At 66.2% G+C, this 15,104-nt stretch carries 13 protein-coding genes and 1 pseudogene; 3 read left to right on the forward strand and 11 right to left on the reverse strand.

All coding sequences use genetic code 11. From position 1 onward, the window contains the following. Positions 1-238 precede the first annotated feature (238 nt). Positions 239-2,512 (forward strand): MMPL family transporter, encoded by a 2,274-nt coding sequence (locus G6N13_RS02815; RefSeq protein ID WP_163694721.1) that lies wholly within the window; start codon positions 239-241, stop codon positions 2,510-2,512. On the opposite strand, the gene G6N13_RS02820 is transcribed toward G6N13_RS02815, so the two are convergent. Both G6N13_RS02820 and guaB read right to left on the reverse strand, forming a co-directional pair. Next, positions 2,472-3,599, reverse strand: coding sequence for a GuaB3 family IMP dehydrogenase-related protein (locus G6N13_RS02820; protein ID WP_179965066.1), 1,128 nt, complete (start codon positions 3,597-3,599; stop codon positions 2,472-2,474). The two genes, G6N13_RS02815 and G6N13_RS02820, sit on opposite strands and share 41 nt — an antisense overlap. 17 nt (positions 3,600-3,616) lie before the next feature. Beyond that, entirely contained in the window at positions 3,617-5,206 is a 1,590-nt protein-coding gene (guaB, locus tag G6N13_RS02825) for an IMP dehydrogenase (RefSeq protein ID WP_179965067.1), read from the reverse strand. Between the two features lie 99 nt (positions 5,207-5,305). Here guaB and G6N13_RS02830 point away from each other — a divergent pair, with 99 nt between their 5' ends. Next, complete coding sequence (locus G6N13_RS02830; protein ID WP_163694723.1) at positions 5,306-5,710, forward strand: DUF5319 domain-containing protein; 405 nt, start codon at positions 5,306-5,308, stop codon at positions 5,708-5,710. A 63-nt stretch (positions 5,711-5,773) separates the two neighbouring features. Here G6N13_RS02830 and G6N13_RS24255 read toward each other — a convergent pair whose 3' ends face one another. The 3 genes from G6N13_RS24255 to G6N13_RS02845 form a co-directional block, all read right to left on the reverse strand. Beyond that, on the reverse strand, positions 5,774-7,051 hold the full coding sequence (locus G6N13_RS24255; RefSeq protein ID WP_163694724.1) for an anti-sigma-D factor RsdA: 1,278 nt from the start codon (positions 7,049-7,051) through the stop codon (positions 5,774-5,776). Beyond that, positions 7,044-7,622, reverse strand: a complete 579-nt coding sequence (locus G6N13_RS02840) for a sigma-70 family RNA polymerase sigma factor (RefSeq protein WP_163701605.1) — start codon at positions 7,620-7,622, stop codon at positions 7,044-7,046. Before G6N13_RS02840 ends, G6N13_RS24255 begins: the two co-directional genes overlap by 8 nt. Before the next feature lie 87 nt (positions 7,623-7,709). Then, the gene (locus G6N13_RS02845) at positions 7,710-8,525 is read right to left on the reverse strand and encodes a serine/threonine-protein kinase (protein ID WP_163694725.1); all 816 of its coding nucleotides are present in this window, start codon (positions 8,523-8,525) and stop codon (positions 7,710-7,712) included. A gap of 378 nt (positions 8,526-8,903) precedes the next feature. Here G6N13_RS02845 and G6N13_RS02850 point away from each other — a divergent pair, with 378 nt between their 5' ends. Next, a complete protein-coding gene (locus G6N13_RS02850; RefSeq protein WP_163694726.1) occupies positions 8,904-9,194 on the forward strand; it encodes a WhiB family transcriptional regulator in 291 nt (96 codons plus the stop codon). 205 nt (positions 9,195-9,399) lie between these two features. On the opposite strand, the gene G6N13_RS02860 is transcribed toward G6N13_RS02850, so the two are convergent. The 6 genes and pseudogenes from G6N13_RS02860 to G6N13_RS02880 all read right to left on the reverse strand — a co-directional run bounded on the left by G6N13_RS02860 (position 9,400) and on the right by G6N13_RS02880 (position 15,098). Next, a complete protein-coding gene (locus G6N13_RS02860) occupies positions 9,400-10,068 on the reverse strand; it encodes a VldE C-terminal domain-containing protein (RefSeq protein WP_407663901.1) in 669 nt (222 codons plus the stop codon). A 77-nt stretch (positions 10,069-10,145) separates the two neighbouring features. Further along, positions 10,146-11,123, reverse strand: a complete 978-nt coding sequence (locus tag G6N13_RS02865; protein WP_163694728.1) for an aldo/keto reductase — start codon at positions 11,121-11,123, stop codon at positions 10,146-10,148. A gap of 16 nt (positions 11,124-11,139) precedes the next feature. Next, a complete protein-coding gene (locus tag G6N13_RS02870) occupies positions 11,140-12,174 on the reverse strand; it encodes a zinc-binding dehydrogenase (protein WP_163694729.1) in 1,035 nt (344 codons plus the stop codon). A 208-nt stretch (positions 12,175-12,382) separates the two neighbouring features. Continuing rightward, entirely contained in the window at positions 12,383-13,576 is a 1,194-nt protein-coding gene (locus tag G6N13_RS02875; RefSeq protein ID WP_163694730.1) for a CaiB/BaiF CoA transferase family protein, read from the reverse strand. Between the two features lie 86 nt (positions 13,577-13,662). Then, positions 13,663-13,815: pseudogene (locus G6N13_RS25810) on the reverse strand (crotonase/enoyl-CoA hydratase family protein); the annotation flags it as partial. Between the two features lie 14 nt (positions 13,816-13,829). Beyond that, complete coding sequence (locus G6N13_RS02880; RefSeq protein ID WP_163694731.1) at positions 13,830-15,098, reverse strand: amidohydrolase family protein; 1,269 nt, start codon at positions 15,096-15,098, stop codon at positions 13,830-13,832. Between the last annotated feature and the right edge of the window lie 6 nt (positions 15,099-15,104).

A 15,104-nucleotide genomic window follows, 5' to 3' on the forward strand; every position in this document is an offset into this window, starting at 1 on the left:
TTTCACTGGACGCCTGGGCCCAACCGAACCATCGATGCCGCCGCCTTAGGAACTACCGGATATGCCGTGCGGTCGATCCGCTTCACAACCAGAAACAAACGTCGGGATCGATTCCACCGTACCGCCAAATGGGTATGTCCTTCATCTATTGAATAGTTAAGCAATTGAATATACCTTCGGTAAGGCAGTGGCTGACGGCGGGATTGGCCGGGCTGTCAACCAGAGCAGAGGACGGTAGATGCTCACCGCGATGGCAAACCTGTCGATCACTGCCCCCAAACGCATCATCGCTGCCGCCCTCGTGCTGATGATCTGCACGGCAATCTTCGGCATTCCGGCGGCATCGAGCCTGTCCGGCGGCGGATTCCTCGATCCTGATTCCGAGTCGGCGCGAGCCTCTCGGATGCTTGCCGACACCTTTCACCAGGGCGACATGGAACTGGTGGTGTTAGTGGACTCGCACAGCGGACCCGTCGTGGATACCGGGCGCGCCATCGGCACTGCTATCACCGGCGAACTGTCGACGTCACCGGCCGTCTCCCAGGTCATCTCCCCATGGAACGGTCAAGCGGCCCCAGGAACACTCACCGGCGACGGTAAGTCCGCGATGATCATCGCCGCGATCCAGGGCGACGAGGACACCGCACCGCGACACGCACAAGAACTGGTCAATCGATTGCCGCGCGGTAAGGACGGGGTGGAGGTTCACGCGGGCGGCTCCGCACTGGTGTATTCCGAGATCAACCGGCAAACCGGAAAAGACTTGATCCGAATGGAATCCATCGCGATACCCCTGAGCTTCCTCGCGCTGGTCTGGATTTTCGGCGGACTCCTCGCCGCCGCAATACCGATTGCTGTCGGCGGACTGGCAATCCTGGGCTCACTGGCGGCCCTGCGCGCGATAGCGGTGTTCACCGATGTGTCGATCTTCGCGCTCAACGTCGCGGCGGCCCTGGGATTCGCACTGGCGATCGACTACACCCTGTTGATCATCAGCAGATACCGCGACGAACTGGCCGACGGCGTCTCCCGCGAGCAAGCGCTAAGACGCACGATGACCACCGCGGGCCGGACTGTTCTGTTTTCGGCGCTGACGGTGGCCCTGGCAATGATCGGGATGGCGATCTTCCCCATGTATTTCCTGAAGTCCTTCGCCTACTCCGGGGTGGCGGTCGTGGCGTTTGCCGTGTTCGCGGCGGTGACGGTGACGCCGGCCGCGATCATGCTGGCCGGCGATCGCCTCGACGCGCTGAACATCCGGCGGATGCTGAGGCGCCGCCACGGCCGCGCCGAGCCGGCGACTGCGCCCGCAGCGCACACCGGGTGGTATCGAATGGCGAAATTTGTTATGCGCCATGCGATTCCCATTGCACTGACACTCACTGCGGCATTACTGGTACTTGGCGCACCGTTTCTCAGGGTCAGCTGGGGGTACCCGGACGACCGGGTGTTACCTGTCTCGTCGCCGACGCGTGAGGTCAACGAACGCATCCGCTCCGATTTCGCGTTGAATTCCGACAACGCGGTCAAGATTGTTCTGCCTGATATCACCGCGCTGACGCCTGCGGATCTGGACGGCTACGCCGCCAAACTCTCGCTGGTGCCCGACGTGGCCGCAGTGTCGGCGCCGGCCGGCACGTTCGTCGGCGGTCGGCGCACAGGTCCGCCCTCGGCACCGGCGGGGATCAATCACACCAGCGCCTTTTTATCCGTGGACAGCGACGCACCGCCGTACACGGCGGCCTCGGATGCCCAGCTAGACCGATTGCATGCGGTCGCGCCGCCGCCGAACACTTCCCCGCAGTTCACCGGGGCGGCGCAGACGAACCGCGACAGCGTGCAGGGCATTACGTCACGCCTTCCCCTGGTACTGGGATTCATGGCCGCCGTCATGTTGGCGCTGCTGTTCCTGCTCACCGGCAGCATGGTGTTGCCCATCAAAGCGGTGTTGCTCAACATCCTTTCGCTCACCGCCGCCTTCGGTGCGCTGGTGTGGATATTTCAGGAGGGCCACCTGTGGGCGGCCGGCACGACCCCCACGGGCACGCTGGTCGTCACCATCCCGGTGCTCATGTTCTGCATCGCTTTCGGATTGTCGATGGACTACGAAGTCTTCCTGCTCGCGCGCATCCGGGAGTACTGGCTCGCCTCGGCCCAGACCAGTTCGGACAATGATGAAAGCGTCGCGCTCGGCATTGAGCGCACCGGTCGGGTTGTCACGGCCGCCGCGCTCCTGATGACGATCACGTTCGCCGCACTGATGTTCGCCGGCGTGTCCTTCATGCGGATGTTCGCCGTCGGACTCACGATCGCTGTCCTGGCCGACGCCACGGTAGTGCGCATGTGTCTCCTACCGGCATTCATGCACATACTCGGCCGGGCAAACTGGTGGGCCCCCGCGCCGTTGGCGCAGTGGCACCGCAACATGTTCTCGTCCAGCACGGGAGCCCATCGCGCCCCGCGACGGCCACTCAGCGGCCGACGGTCAGCCCGACCTTCTGGAATTCCTTGAGATCGCAGTAACCGGCCTTGGCCATCGACCGGCGCAGGCCGCCGACCAGGTTCAGCGAGCCGAACGGGTCATCGGAAGGCCCGTTGAGCACCTTGTCCAGCGACGGCCGCTCCCCTGCCGCGATCTGGAGCAGGGCACCGCGCGGCAGCGACGGGTGCGCCGCGGCCACCGGCCAGAACCAGCCGTCGCCCAGCGCCTCGGCGGACTCGGCCAGCGGAGTGCCCAGCACCACCGCGTCGGCACCGCAGGCGATGGCCTTGGCGAGGTCACCGGAGGTGTGGATATCGCCGTCGGCCAGCACGTGCACATAGCGCCCGCCGGTCTCGTCGAGGTATTCCCGCCGAGCCGCAGCCGCATCGGCGATCGCAGTGGCCATCGGCACGCTGATGCCGAGCACCTCGTCGCTGGTGGTCACCCCGAGCGTCGAGCCATAACCGACGATGACGCCGGCCGCGCCGGTGCGCATCAGGTGCAGCGCGGTGCGGTGGTCGAGAACCCCACCGGCCACCACCGGGATATCGAGCTCGGAGATGAACGTCTTGAGGTTGAGCGGCTCGCCGTGGGAATCCACCCGCTCGGCGGAAATGATTGTGCCCTGGATGACCAGCAGCTCGACACCGGCCTGCACCAGCGCCGGCGTCAACGCCTGCGCGTTCTGGGGGCTCACCCGAACCGCGGTGGTGACGCCCGCGTCGCGGATACGGGCCACCGCGGCGCCCAGCAACTCGGGATCCAGCGGCGCGGCGTGCAGCTGTTGCAGCAGCCGGATCGCCGCGTTCGGCTCGGGCTCCTTGTCGGCAGCCTCGATGACCTCGATGATCTTGGCCTCGACATCGGCGTGCCGGCCGATCAGACCCTCGCCGTTGAGTACGCCGAGCCCGCCGAGACGGCCGAGCTCGATGGCGAACTCCGGCGACACCAGGGCGTCGGTCGGATGTGCGACAACCGGGATCTCGAAGCGGTAGGCGTCGAGCTGCCAGGCGGTGGAGACGTCCTGCGACGACCGGGTGCGCCGCGACGGAACGATGTTGATATCGCCGAGTTCATATGTGCGGCGGGCAGTTCTGCCCATGCCGATTTCAACCATGTCTCGCACGTCGACCCCTAGCGGGCGTAGTAGTTGGGGGCTTCGACAGTCATCGTGATGTCGTGCGGATGGCTCTCCTTGAGCCCCGACGCGGTGATGCGCACGAACTGAGCGTGCTGCAGCATCTCGATCGTCGGCGCTCCGGTGTAGCCCATGGCTGCGCGCAGACCACCGGTGAGCTGGTGGATCACGGTGGACAGCGGCCCGCGGAACGGCACCCGGCCCTCGATGCCCTCGGGCACCAGCTTGTCTTCGGACAGCACATCGTCCTGGAAGTAGCGGTCCTTGGAGTAGCTGCGCCCCGTGGACCCGGCCGCTCCGCGGCCCTGCATGGCGCCCAGAGAACCCATGCCGCGGTAGCTCTTGAACTGCTTGCCATTGACGAAGATCAGTTCGCCGGGCGCTTCGGCGGTACCCGCCAGCAGGGAGCCGAGCATCGCGGTGGATGCGCCCGCCGCCAGCGCCTTGGCGATGTCACCGGAGTACTGGAGCCCGCCGTCGGCGATCACCGGCACACCGGCCGGTGCGCACACCGCGGTGGCCTCCAGGATCGCGGTGATCTGAGGTGCACCCACCCCGGCGACCACGCGGGTGGTGCAGATCGATCCGGGGCCGACACCAACCTTGACCGCGTCCGCGCCGGCCTCGACGAGTGCGGCGGCTGCGCTGCGGGTGGCGACGTTGCCGCCGACGATCTCGACCCGGTCACCGACCTCGGCCTTGAGCTTGCCGACGGTTTCAAGTACCCGACGGTTGTGGGCGTGGGCGGTGTCGACGATCAGCACGTCCACCCCGGCGTCGGCGAGGGTCATCGCGCGTTCCCACGCGTCGTCGCCGACCCCGACGGCCGCGCCGACCAGCAGCCGGCCGTCACTGTCCTTAGTGGCCAGCGGATGCTGTTCGGTCTTGACGAAGTCTTTGACGGTGATCAGACCGGTCAGTCGGCCATGCCCGTCGACGATCGGCAGCTTTTCAATCTTGTTGCGCCGCAACAGACCAAGGGCGGCGTCGGCAGTCACGCCCTCCTGCGCGGTGATCAGCGGCGCCTTGGTCATCACCTCGGCGACCGGCTTGTGCATATCGACTTCGAAGCGCATATCGCGGTTGGTGATGATGCCGACCAGCGAGCCCTGCGCGTCGACCACCGGCAGACCCGAGATATGGAATCGGGCGCACATCGCGTCGACCTCGGCCAGGGTGTTCTCCGGGGAGCACGTCACCGGGTCGGTGACCATGCCAGCCTCGGATCGTTTGACCATCTCAACCTGGCCGGCCTGCTCGGCGATCGACAGGTTGCGGTGCAGCACACCCATACCGCCCTGGCGGGCCATCGCAATGGCCATCCTCGCCTCGGTCACGGTATCCATCGCCGAACTCACCAGCGGCACCTTCAGGCGGATCTTCTTGGTGAGCTGGCTGGACGTATCGGCGGTCGCCGGCACCACGTCAGAGGCGGCGGGTAGCAGCAGAACGTCATCGAATGTCAGACCCAGCATCGCGATCTTGTTCGGGTCGTCGCCGCCGGTGGGAACCGAATCCCCCAGCAGGCCGCTCAGGTGCGCGCTGAAGCCGTCGATGCGGACGGCGCTGCCTTCGGCAATGGTCATCGGGAGGCCCCCATCAGCTGGCGGAAAGTGGACCCCATCCTATCGGCTCGCGGTGAGGTTCCCTGGCGCGATACCCGCTGCGCTGCGTAATGTGGTGTCGTGCGCGACCACCTCCCACCAGGCCTGCCACCAGATCCGTTCGCCGACGACCCCGCCGACCCGTCGGCCGCGTTGGATGCACTTGAGCCCGGACAGCCGTTGGATCCCCAGGAGCGCTCCGCGGTCGAGGCCGATCTGGCCGATCTGGCTGTCTATGAGGCGCTGCTGGCGCACCGGGGTGTCCGCGGGCTTGTGGTCTGCTGTGACGAATGCCAGCAGGACCACTATCACGACTGGGACATGTTGCGCGCCAACCTACTTCAGCTACTGGCCGACGGAACGGTCCGTCCCCACGAGCCTGCTTACGACCCTGAGCCGGACGCCTACGTCACGTGGGACTACTGCCGCGGATACGCCGACGCCTCGCTCAACGAAGCGACGTCGGACTACGACGGTTTCCGCTGACCGCGGGCGACGGTTTCCGCTGACCGCGGGCGACGGTTTCCGCTGACCGCGGCTCCCGCTGCTTTACCCGCCGCCGGGACCCGGCAACTTCGGTAACTGCGGCGCCGGCATCACCATCGTGGTGGTGGTCACAGCAGCTGGCGGTTGTGTTTTCGGTGCTTGAATCGCGGTCGACGGTAGTGGGGCGATCGTTTGTGGCTGGGTCGCGCCCGGTGCCGACGCCCCAGTGGGAGCCGACGACTGTTGGGGAGGCGTGGACGCGGTCGCCGCGGACGGACTCGAGCTGGGGCCCCCGCCCGTCGTCGTCGTGGTCGTCGGCAGTGTCGTGGTGGTCGTGGTCGTGGTCGTTGTCGTGGTGGTCGTTGTCGTGGTCGTCGGCAGTGTCGTCGTGGTGGTCGTCGGCAGTGTCGTCGTGGTGGTCGACGGCGCCGGCGACGTGGTCATGGGCGCAGCCGAGGTAGTGGTCGTCGGCGCAACCGTCGTGGTCGGCGCCACCGTCGTCGTGGCCATGTTCTGGGTCTGCTCGACCGGCGAGGTCGGGATATCCGACGGCGACGGAACAGTCGTGCCGAGGCCGTCCGGACCGGTCGAGACCGTGATCGGCGAATCGCAGCCTGCGGACCGGCAGTCGCTGGTCGGCAGCACCTCGGGCCCGGTGGTCGGGGTGATGACCGCAGGGACGATCTCGGTCGCCGATGCCGGCACCGTATAGGTGATCCCGGGCGGCACGGTGGCCTCCGGATCCTTCTGGACGACCTTCGCCGACAGCTGGTTCCACTGGTCGAGCACCGCCTGCTTCTGCGGGGTGTCACCGACGCCGTTCACCTGCGAGCTGACCTGGACCAACTTGTCTTGCGCCTGCTGCCAGTCGCCCTGAGCGACCAGCTGCTGAACCTGTTTGAGCTGCTCCTCGGCGGAGGCCAGGGTGACTTGGTCTTCGCGGACCTGCTTGGGCTCGCCGAACAACATCGTGTGCAGTCCATAGAGGGCATCGCCCGGGCCGGCGCCGTAGACGACGGCACCGCAACCGCCGAACACCAGCACAACGGCCGCCGCCGCGCCGACGATGCTCAGCCCACGCCGGCTGCGTCCGCTGCGCTGCTTCTCTGCCAGTCCAGCCCGCAATGCGGTGACGGCGTCACGTTCAGTGATCAGTCCGGTCGCCGGGGGCCAGCGCATTTCGTCCCGCCAGCCGCCGAGCAATTCAGCCAGCATGGCGTCGCCTTGGTCCTGCGGGACCACCTGCCGGCCGTTGGCCAGGGCATCGATAAAGCGGTCACTGTTGACGATGGCGTCCAGCGACGGATCGTCGCCACCGGAGTTACGTCGGAAGTCAGGCATAGCCGTGACCTCCCGCCGTGATCTCCGTTTTGAGCTTGGCCAGCGCGCGATGCTGAGCGACCCGCACCGCCCCTGGGGTACTGCCGACCGCCTCGGCGGTCTCTTCTGCCGATAGCCCGACGACGATGCGCAGCATCAGGATCTCGCGCTGCTTTTCGGGTAAGACCTCCAACAACTTGCTCATCCGGGCGGCGGAATCGGAATTCACCGCCATCTGCTCGGGACCCGTTTCGAGCGAGTACCGCTCCGGCACCACATCGGTGGGGTCGGATTTGTTCCGGCCGGCGGCGCGGTGAGCGTCGGCGACCTTGTGAGCAGCGATGCCATACACGAAGGCCAGGAAGGGGCGACCCTGATCCTGGTAGCGCGGCAGCGCCTGGATGGCGGCCAAGCAAACCTCCTGAGCGACGTCGTCTGCAGAGAGGCCAACCCGCTCCGTGGCGCCCAGACGAGCCCGGACATAACGGACCACGATGGGACGGATGGTCTCTACTACTTCACGGAGGGCATCACGGCTGCCGGCCACCGCTTCAGCAACGGCCGCGTCGAGACGTTCTCCTGGAATTGTCATCGACGGCGATATCTCCAACGTTACGAACGGGACGCTTCCCGGCAGGCACTGCGCTAGACAATATCGGCCCGAACAGCCAATCGGGCGTTAGCGGCGGGTCCACCGCCCGCCGCGCCGTGTGATAGCGCCAGCACAATCGTCCCGGATCGCCGCGACCTGCTCAGACGTAAGTGTTGCGCTATCGATATCGGCCAGCAGACACGCCAGCGCCCAGCGCAGCGGAACCAAGCCGTGCGTCTGCGTGTCGGCCAGCGCGGTGTCGGCGACCTCCCGAGCACTCTCGATCGACCCCGCACAGCACAGCGCGGCGGCGAGCACCACATCGCTCTTGACGCGATGGCGCCGTAAACCGGGCAACGCCTGCTCGGCAAGCTCCACCCCGCGCCGCGCGTGGGTCAGCGCGTCCGCGCCGCGGCCGGCTGCCATCGCCAACTCGGCGCTGACCCACGTCAGCCGGATCGCCAATCGCTTCGGCGGCGCCTCCGCGCGGCGCATGATCTGCTCGGCCTGCTCGAGAAGCCGTCCCGACAGCGCAAGCCGGCCCACGCCGAGAGCGTCGGCCGCCAATCCGACGACGGCGTCGACGCAAGCCTGCAACGCCATCGGGTCAGCACCGAGGGGCTGCGCCAGTGCCAGCGCACGGCCGTCCCAGCCGGCTGCCTCACGGTGGCCACCGAGCTGGCGCCGCAACGACGCCTCAGTACTGCAAGACAATGCCGCCAGCGCACCGGCAGGCTGGCGGCGACGAAGATCGGCAAGGTCGGCACGTGCACTGCCGTACCGGCCCTGACCGGCCGCGGCAACGGCCCGCAGCCAGAGCTGTGCGGGTGTGTGCGCGGCGGGAAGCGGCCAAGGGCCCGGGGTGTCGCCGAACGCGGCGGCGGCCAGTGCGGTGGAGTTCATCTGACCCGGCACGCTATCAACCGGTTGCCCGAATCATGTCAGTTAACAGTTCGTGGTCGTCATGTTACGACTGTGTTTACTACCTCTTGAGCGTCAGGAAATCCGGCGCCGACGCCAGACGTGCCACGCTGCTCACATCACGAAATCATCACGATCGCCGCCCGTCAGATAGCACCTCGCTCGGCGACGGTGGGTCGCAATGATGAACGTGATGTAAATTCTCGAGCTGCGATTATGTGATTGCGCACATGGTGTGGGTATTGACTACGTTTGCACAGCACCCCTAATTTTGGGGACACGAGTAGTCATAGGCGACAGCGCTCGGATCGGTTCCACAACTCACGCACGTGAAATACGTGCGGAGAGAGGGGTTTTCCAATGCCACAGCCGCAACAGCTACCCGGCCCGAACGCCGACATCTGGGATTGGCAGATGCGAGGCCTTTGCCGAGGTGTCGATTCTTCGGTGTTCTTTCACCCCGACGGGGAGCGCGGCCGCGCCCGCGCCCAGCGCGAGATGCGCGCCAAGGAAATGTGCCGGAGTTGCCCGGTGATCACACAATGCCGGTCGCATGCGTTGGCCGTCGGAGAGCCTTACGGTATCTGGGGTGGATTGAGCGAAGCCGAGCGCGAATTGTTGCTCAAGCGTGGAATCCGTCGCACCGCCTGAATTCGTGGCAAAAATCAGCCATTGTTCGAACGTCGTCGGGGCTATGCGGGCCCCGTCCTTCTCGGTCCAGCTGGAAACCATGCCCGCGTAGTGATGGAACTGCGTGGCCTGGACGATCGTCCACGGCACCGAACCGGCCTCGATCAGGTTTTCCGGTGCGCTGCCAGTCGAGCACAGGCCGTCCGCAGCGCATGGTCCATCTCCGTCAGGCCGGTTCCGAGCTCATCGACCCGAGGAAGTACGTCTCGCGCCCGGTCGGGTATCCCCCACCGTCGGTCGCGATGTGCACATGGTCATAGTGGTTTGCGGTTTCGTTACCGTAGTCCGCAGTCCAACTCGGTGCGCCGATACCGGGATAGAAGCCCTGCCGCCAGATCACGTGCAGCACACCCCATCGCTTCGCGTTGGCCAGCGCGAACCCGGCGATCTGGTTGCCCAGCTCGATGCCCTCCGGAGTGTGGTAGTCCGGGATCATCACGTCGATCGCCAACCCGTTCGGATGCCACGGCAACGGGTCTTGCCGGTAGCCGCCGATGGTCTTGATCTCGAGGAACATCACGCTGATGGCTCGCGCCGCCCAGATGGTGTGGATCTGCAAACCCTGCTCGGGTGCGATGCCACGAGGCAGCGCGAGCTGGAAGTCGCCACTGCCGACAGGTGCGCTCGCGGCCAGCAGTTCGGCTTCGGTGGGCGCTGCGATGCGGGGGGCATCAGGCACCGCAGACGCCTGCCCCGCGGGTGAAACAACTGGCGCGGCAACAGGACCCCGGGTCTCGTTGCTCTGCGCGTAGAACATGGCCGTGGCAACAGCGACCGACGCCGCTGTTGCAAGCCAGCGACCTCGGGTGCCGGCGAACACATTGACCACGAGCAGCACATTACTGCGGTCACCGACCGGATGTGGCAACCTTCGTGCGCGGCCGGCCAGCCCCTGCGCGGCCGATCAGCCCCTCAGCGGCCGATCATCTCCATCTGCGCCTCGTTGTGGTGCTCACCCGAGGCCGGAGTCAGGTTGTCGAGCTTGGCGATCTGTTCGGCGGTGAGCTCCACGGCGTCGGCTCCGACGTTCTCCTCAAGGCGGGTGACGCGTTTGGTGCCCGGGATGGGGGCGATGTCGTCACCCTTGGCCAGCAGCCATGCGATGGCGACCTGTGCCGGCGTGGCGCCGACCTCGGTGGCGATCGTTGCCACCTCATCGGCGATGGCCAGGTTGCGCTGGAAGTTCTCTCCGGTGAAACGCGGGTTGGTGGCGCGGAAGTCGCTCTTGTCGAACTGGTCGATCGAGCGGATCGCGCCCGTCAGGAACCCCTTGCCGAGCGGCGAGTAGGGCACGAATCCGATGCCGAGTTCGCGCAGCAGCGGCAGCGTCTCGGGCTCGGGGTCACGCGTCCACAGCGAGTACTCCGACTGCAGTGCGGTGATGGGGTGAACGGCGTTGGCGCGCCGAATGGTTCCGACGCCCGCCTCGGAGAGCCCGATGTGGCGGATCTTGCCTTCGGTCACCAGCTCGGCGAGCGCACCAATGGTGTCCTCGATGGGTGTGGTCGGATCTACCCGGTGCTGGTAGTACAGATCGATGCGGTCAGTGTCGAGGCGTTTCAGCGATCCTTCGACGGCGATGCGGACGTTGGCCGGGCTGCTGTCGAGGGTGCCCGGACCTGACCCGGTGTGGGAGATCATGCCGAACTTGGTGGCCAGCACGACGTCATCACGCCGGCCCTTGAGCGCACGTCCGACGAGTTCTTCGTTGATGTACGGGCCGTAGATTTCGGCCGTGTCGATCAGTGTCACCCCCAGATCGATCGCGCGGTGAATGGTGCGGATCGACTCGGCGTCGTCACTGCCGGCGCCGGTGAAGGCGAACGACATCCCCATCGCGCCGAGGCCGATCCGGGCGACGTCGAGGTCGCGTAGCTGAACATGCTTCATAGTGAGTGCTCCTAATTCAGGGCTGGATAAGGACTTTCAGGGCTTTGCGGTCGGCCATGGCGCGATAGCCGTCGGGCGTCTCATCGAGTGCGATGGTCCGATCGAAGACCCGACCGGGTTGTACGACGCCGTCGAGGATGTCGGGCATGAGTTCCTCGATGTAGGCCCTTGCGGGTGCGGCTCCGCCGGTCAGGGTGATGTTGCGCATCATCGTGTCGAATCCCATTGGGACCTGGCGGTATTGAGAAACTCCGAGCCGGCTGACCGCGCCGCCGGCCCGTACCGCGCCGAGAGCGGTCACCAAGGACTGCTCGGTCCCGACGCATTCGATCACCGCCTGTGTGCCGTCCCCGGCGGTGAGTTCGCGAATCTTCGTCACGGCTTCGTCGCCGCGTTCGGCCACCACGTCGGTCGCGCCGAAATCCCGCCCCAGATCGGTGCGGTCGGTGTGGCGGCCATTGAGGATGATCTGCTCGGCACCGAGTCGCTTGGCGGCCAGCACCGCGCACAACCCGACCGCGCCGTCACCGATGACGGTCACCGAGGATCCCGGGCGCACACGGGCGGTCACCGCGCCGTGATGCCCGGTACAGAACACATCGGACAACGTCAACAGCGACGGCATCAGTGCCGAATCGGCAGCGACGGGGAGCTTCACCAGTGTGCCCTGGGCCTGAGGAACTCGCACGGCTTCGCCCTGCCCGGCATCGACATCGCGCGCTCCCCAGCCACCGCCGTGGCGACAGGACGTCTGCAGACCTTCTTGGCAGAAATCGCAGGTGTTGTCCGCCCAGACGAAGGGAGCCACAACCAGGTCACCGCGACCGAAGCCGGTCACCTCGGTGCCGACGTCCTCGATGACGCCGATGAACTCGTGGCCCATCCGGCGGCCGCCGTCCTGGTGCGGCATGGACGCATACGGCCACAGGTCGCTGCCGCAGATGCAGGCGCTCGTGACACGCACGATGGCGTCAGTGGGGCGCTGCAGGACTGGGTCGGGCACATTCTCGACGCGCACGTCGCCGGCTTCGTACATCACGGTTGCTCGCATGCGTTCGACACTATGTCGGCTGGCTGTGACCGGGGAGTGATTGTTGTTCGGGGTACCAGCAGTACCCCCCGCCCGCGACCGGGCGCATCTACGGTGAACGCATGGACACGATCGACATGCGCCACCCCGATTCGACTCGATGAGCTGCGCGCCGGGTTGACGTTCGCCTCGGCCGGATTGCTAGTCGGCGGCCGGGACTAAGCGCACCTCATCCCGCGATGATGCCGGCTGCTCTCAGCGCGCTCTCCTGATCGGACCGGCCCAACTGATTCAGCACATCGGCCGTGTGCTCACCCAAAGCCGGTGCGGGCCCGGCTAGTTGAGCGGGCGTACCGTCGAACAACGCCGGGTGCCGCGGAATCCGGGTGCGCCCCACGACCGCGTCCTCGGCGTCCACGAACAACCCCATTTCGATGGCGTGTGGGTCGTTGGGCAACTCACCGGGCGGCACGATCATGGCGAATGGCACATCCTCGGCTTCGAAACGCGCCGTCGCCTCGTCCACCGTGAGCTTCTCCGCGCCCGCGTAACAGGCCTGCATCACCTCTCCCATCAACGGCCGGTGCTGATTGCGGAGGTCCGCGGTCGCCAGTCGCGGATCATCAGACCCGGGCGCATCCAGCGCGCGGCACATCCCCGTGAAATCGGAGTCCGAGATCGGCGTCACCACACCCCAGCCATCGATGAACCGGAAAGGCCTGAAGCCCTGGGTGAAACTCGACGGTTGCGAGCCGTCCGAATCGAGCAGCACCTCATTGCCGGCCGCGTCCGCCCACAGAAATGACACCACCGCGTCGACCATCGAGACATGCACGTGCTGGCCGCCGCGTCCGTTCGCGCGCGCCAACAGTGCGGCGGTGACGGCCTGGCTGGCATAGAGCGCCGTGACTTTATCGGCGACCACCTGTTGCAGGAAGATCGGCTCGCCCGACTTGCCAGCCTGACTCGATGCCAACCCACCGTAGGCCTGAATCACGGTGTCGTAGGCGCTCCGATCGCGGTAGGGCCCCACCTCACCGAATCCCGTCAGCGACAGATAGACGACGTCGGGGTTGATCGCGACGACGTCGGAGTATCCGAGGCCGAGCCGTTGCGCCACACCGGGGCGGAAGTTCTGGATGACGACGTCGGCCTGCGCTGCCAGTTCGAGCGCGATCTGCCTGCCGGCGGCGGTCCGCACGTCCACGGCGATGGACTGCTTGCCGCGATTGCACACCCGGAAGACCGCACTCAGCCCGTTGACGCTCGGGCCGATCCACCGCATGATGTCGCCGATACCGGGGCGCTCCACCTTCACGACATCGGCGCCCTGGTCGGCGAACAGGGCGCCGATATAGGGTCCGGTCAGCGCAATCGACAGTTCCAGAATGCGGATACCGCTCAGCGGCCCAGTGTGTGCCATACCAATCCTCTCCCGGCTCATCGTCCGGTGTGTCGCGGTGGGCGTATGTCGCGGAACGCCGCAATTTCACAGCATGCCCCGAACCATCCAGCCGTCGACGAGATCTCATCCCACGCCTGCGCCATCAACTCGATCATTGACGGCGTCAGCGCGTTTCGCCGCTGCGGATTGTTCATCGTCAGTACGACGACGTCGCCATCACGCTCGAATTTCAGGTGCGGCTCATCAGCCGAATGCATCACGGCTTTCTATATCAGTTCTCGATGAGCTCGGGCAGCGGCTCCGCTTCTGTCAACCAGTGACGCCCCGCCTCGCGGGCTGCCGCCCACTTGGGGATGCTCACCGCATCGTCCTGGCCGAGGTCCTCAGGCGTCGGGCCGATCCGTTCGACCAGCGGCGCCAGCGCCTTGAGATCGAAGTTGTAGATCTCGGCCGCGGCCAGTCCGAGGATCTGCCGGGTCTCGTCGATCGGGACATCCCAGAACGTGTGCCGCAGCCATTTGCGCGTGTTCGGCCACGTTCCCTCCGGGTGCGGATAGTCGTTACCCCACAGCAGGTTCGGAACACCGATCTCGTAACGCCGCGCCAGTTCGCGACGCTCGGTCGTGGTGGCCCCGATGAAACAGTTCCGGTCGAAGTACTCCGAAGGCGGCATCGTCAGATCGCCCTCAAGCAACGTGCTCATCTTCTTGGCCGAATGCTCACGCAGGAAGCGGGTGTCCATCAACCAGAGCAGATCGTTGGCCCAGTATGCTCCGCACTCAGTAGCACCCCAGCGCAGGGTGGGGAACCGTTCGAAGACGCCCGCCCATAAGGCGAACCACAGCGGTCTCGCTCCCCACCACCGCACCTCGGTGGTGTAGATACCCAGGTGCTGTCCGTAGTCCGCGCTCGGCGCCGGGCCGACATGGGTGTGCACCGGCATCTGGAGGTCTTGGCAGACGGCCCAGACCTTGTCGTAGCGACGATCGTGGTAGGGCGGGTAGTCGCCCCACAGCACCGGGATTAGGATCCCGCCCCGCAGACCGGAATCGGCGGCGCGCTTGATCTCGGCGACGGCCGCATCGACGTCGGCCAGGATCGGGATCACCGCAACCCCGGCCCTGCGCTCGGGGCTGTGACTGCACAGCTCAGCCAGCCAGCGGTTGTGCGCGCGTGCTCCGGCCATCGCGCGGCCCGGGTCCAGGTCTCCCGATTGTCCCAGGCCGGCCCCGAAGGGCGCTCCCGCGACTCCGGTCACGGCGTCGGCGTCGGGGAAGATGACCTCGCCGGCCACGCCGTCACCGTCGAGCTCCTTATCCCGTTGTGCGACATCCCATCCGCCGGCGATGCCCTCACCATGTTCGTCGAACCATGTTTGCGCGAACTCCTCGTCGATGAACCCGCCGGCTTGGGACGCAGCGATCTTCTCCTCGAGGTAGACCTCAAAGTCGTCGCGGTACTCGGGGTCGACGTACTCCCGGTATTGCTCGGTTGGGAGTTCGGCGTGGGTGTCGGCGGAGATGATGGCGTACGGATCCACAATGGG

The sequence above is a fragment of the Mycolicibacterium sarraceniae genome (assembly GCF_010731875.1).
Classification (GTDB): Bacteria; Actinomycetota; Actinomycetes; order Mycobacteriales; family Mycobacteriaceae; genus Mycobacterium; species Mycobacterium sarraceniae.

What these genes read in the sequence shown, in the direction of transcription:
- G6N13_RS02820 (WP_179965066.1), bottom strand. Translation starts at nt 3,599, where the DNA reads ATGGTTGAAATCGGCATGGGCAGAACTGCCCGCCGCACATATGAACTC.
- G6N13_RS02870 (WP_163694729.1), bottom strand. Translation starts at nt 12,174, where the DNA reads ATGCGAGCAACCGTGATGTACGAAGCCGGCGACGTGCGCGTCGAGAAT.
- G6N13_RS02845 (WP_163694725.1), bottom strand. Translation starts at nt 8,525, where the DNA reads ATGAACTCCACCGCACTGGCCGCCGCCGCGTTCGGCGACACCCCGGGC.
- guaB (WP_179965067.1), bottom strand. Translation starts at nt 5,206, where the DNA reads ATGACCATTGCCGAAGGCAGCGCCGTCCGCATCGACGGCTTCAGCGCG.
- G6N13_RS02865 (WP_163694728.1), bottom strand. Translation starts at nt 11,123, where the DNA reads ATGAAGCATGTTCAGCTACGCGACCTCGACGTCGCCCGGATCGGCCTC.
- G6N13_RS24255 (WP_163694724.1), bottom strand. Translation starts at nt 7,051, where the DNA reads ATGCCTGACTTCCGACGTAACTCCGGTGGCGACGATCCGTCGCTGGAC.
- G6N13_RS02850 (WP_163694726.1), top strand. Translation starts at nt 8,904, where the DNA reads ATGCCACAGCCGCAACAGCTACCCGGCCCGAACGCCGACATCTGGGAT.
- G6N13_RS02875 (WP_163694730.1), bottom strand. Translation starts at nt 13,576, where the DNA reads ATGGCACACACTGGGCCGCTGAGCGGTATCCGCATTCTGGAACTGTCG.
- G6N13_RS02815 (WP_163694721.1), top strand. Translation starts at nt 239, where the DNA reads ATGCTCACCGCGATGGCAAACCTGTCGATCACTGCCCCCAAACGCATC.
- G6N13_RS02840 (WP_163701605.1), bottom strand. Translation starts at nt 7,622, where the DNA reads ATGACAATTCCAGGAGAACGTCTCGACGCGGCCGTTGCTGAAGCGGTG.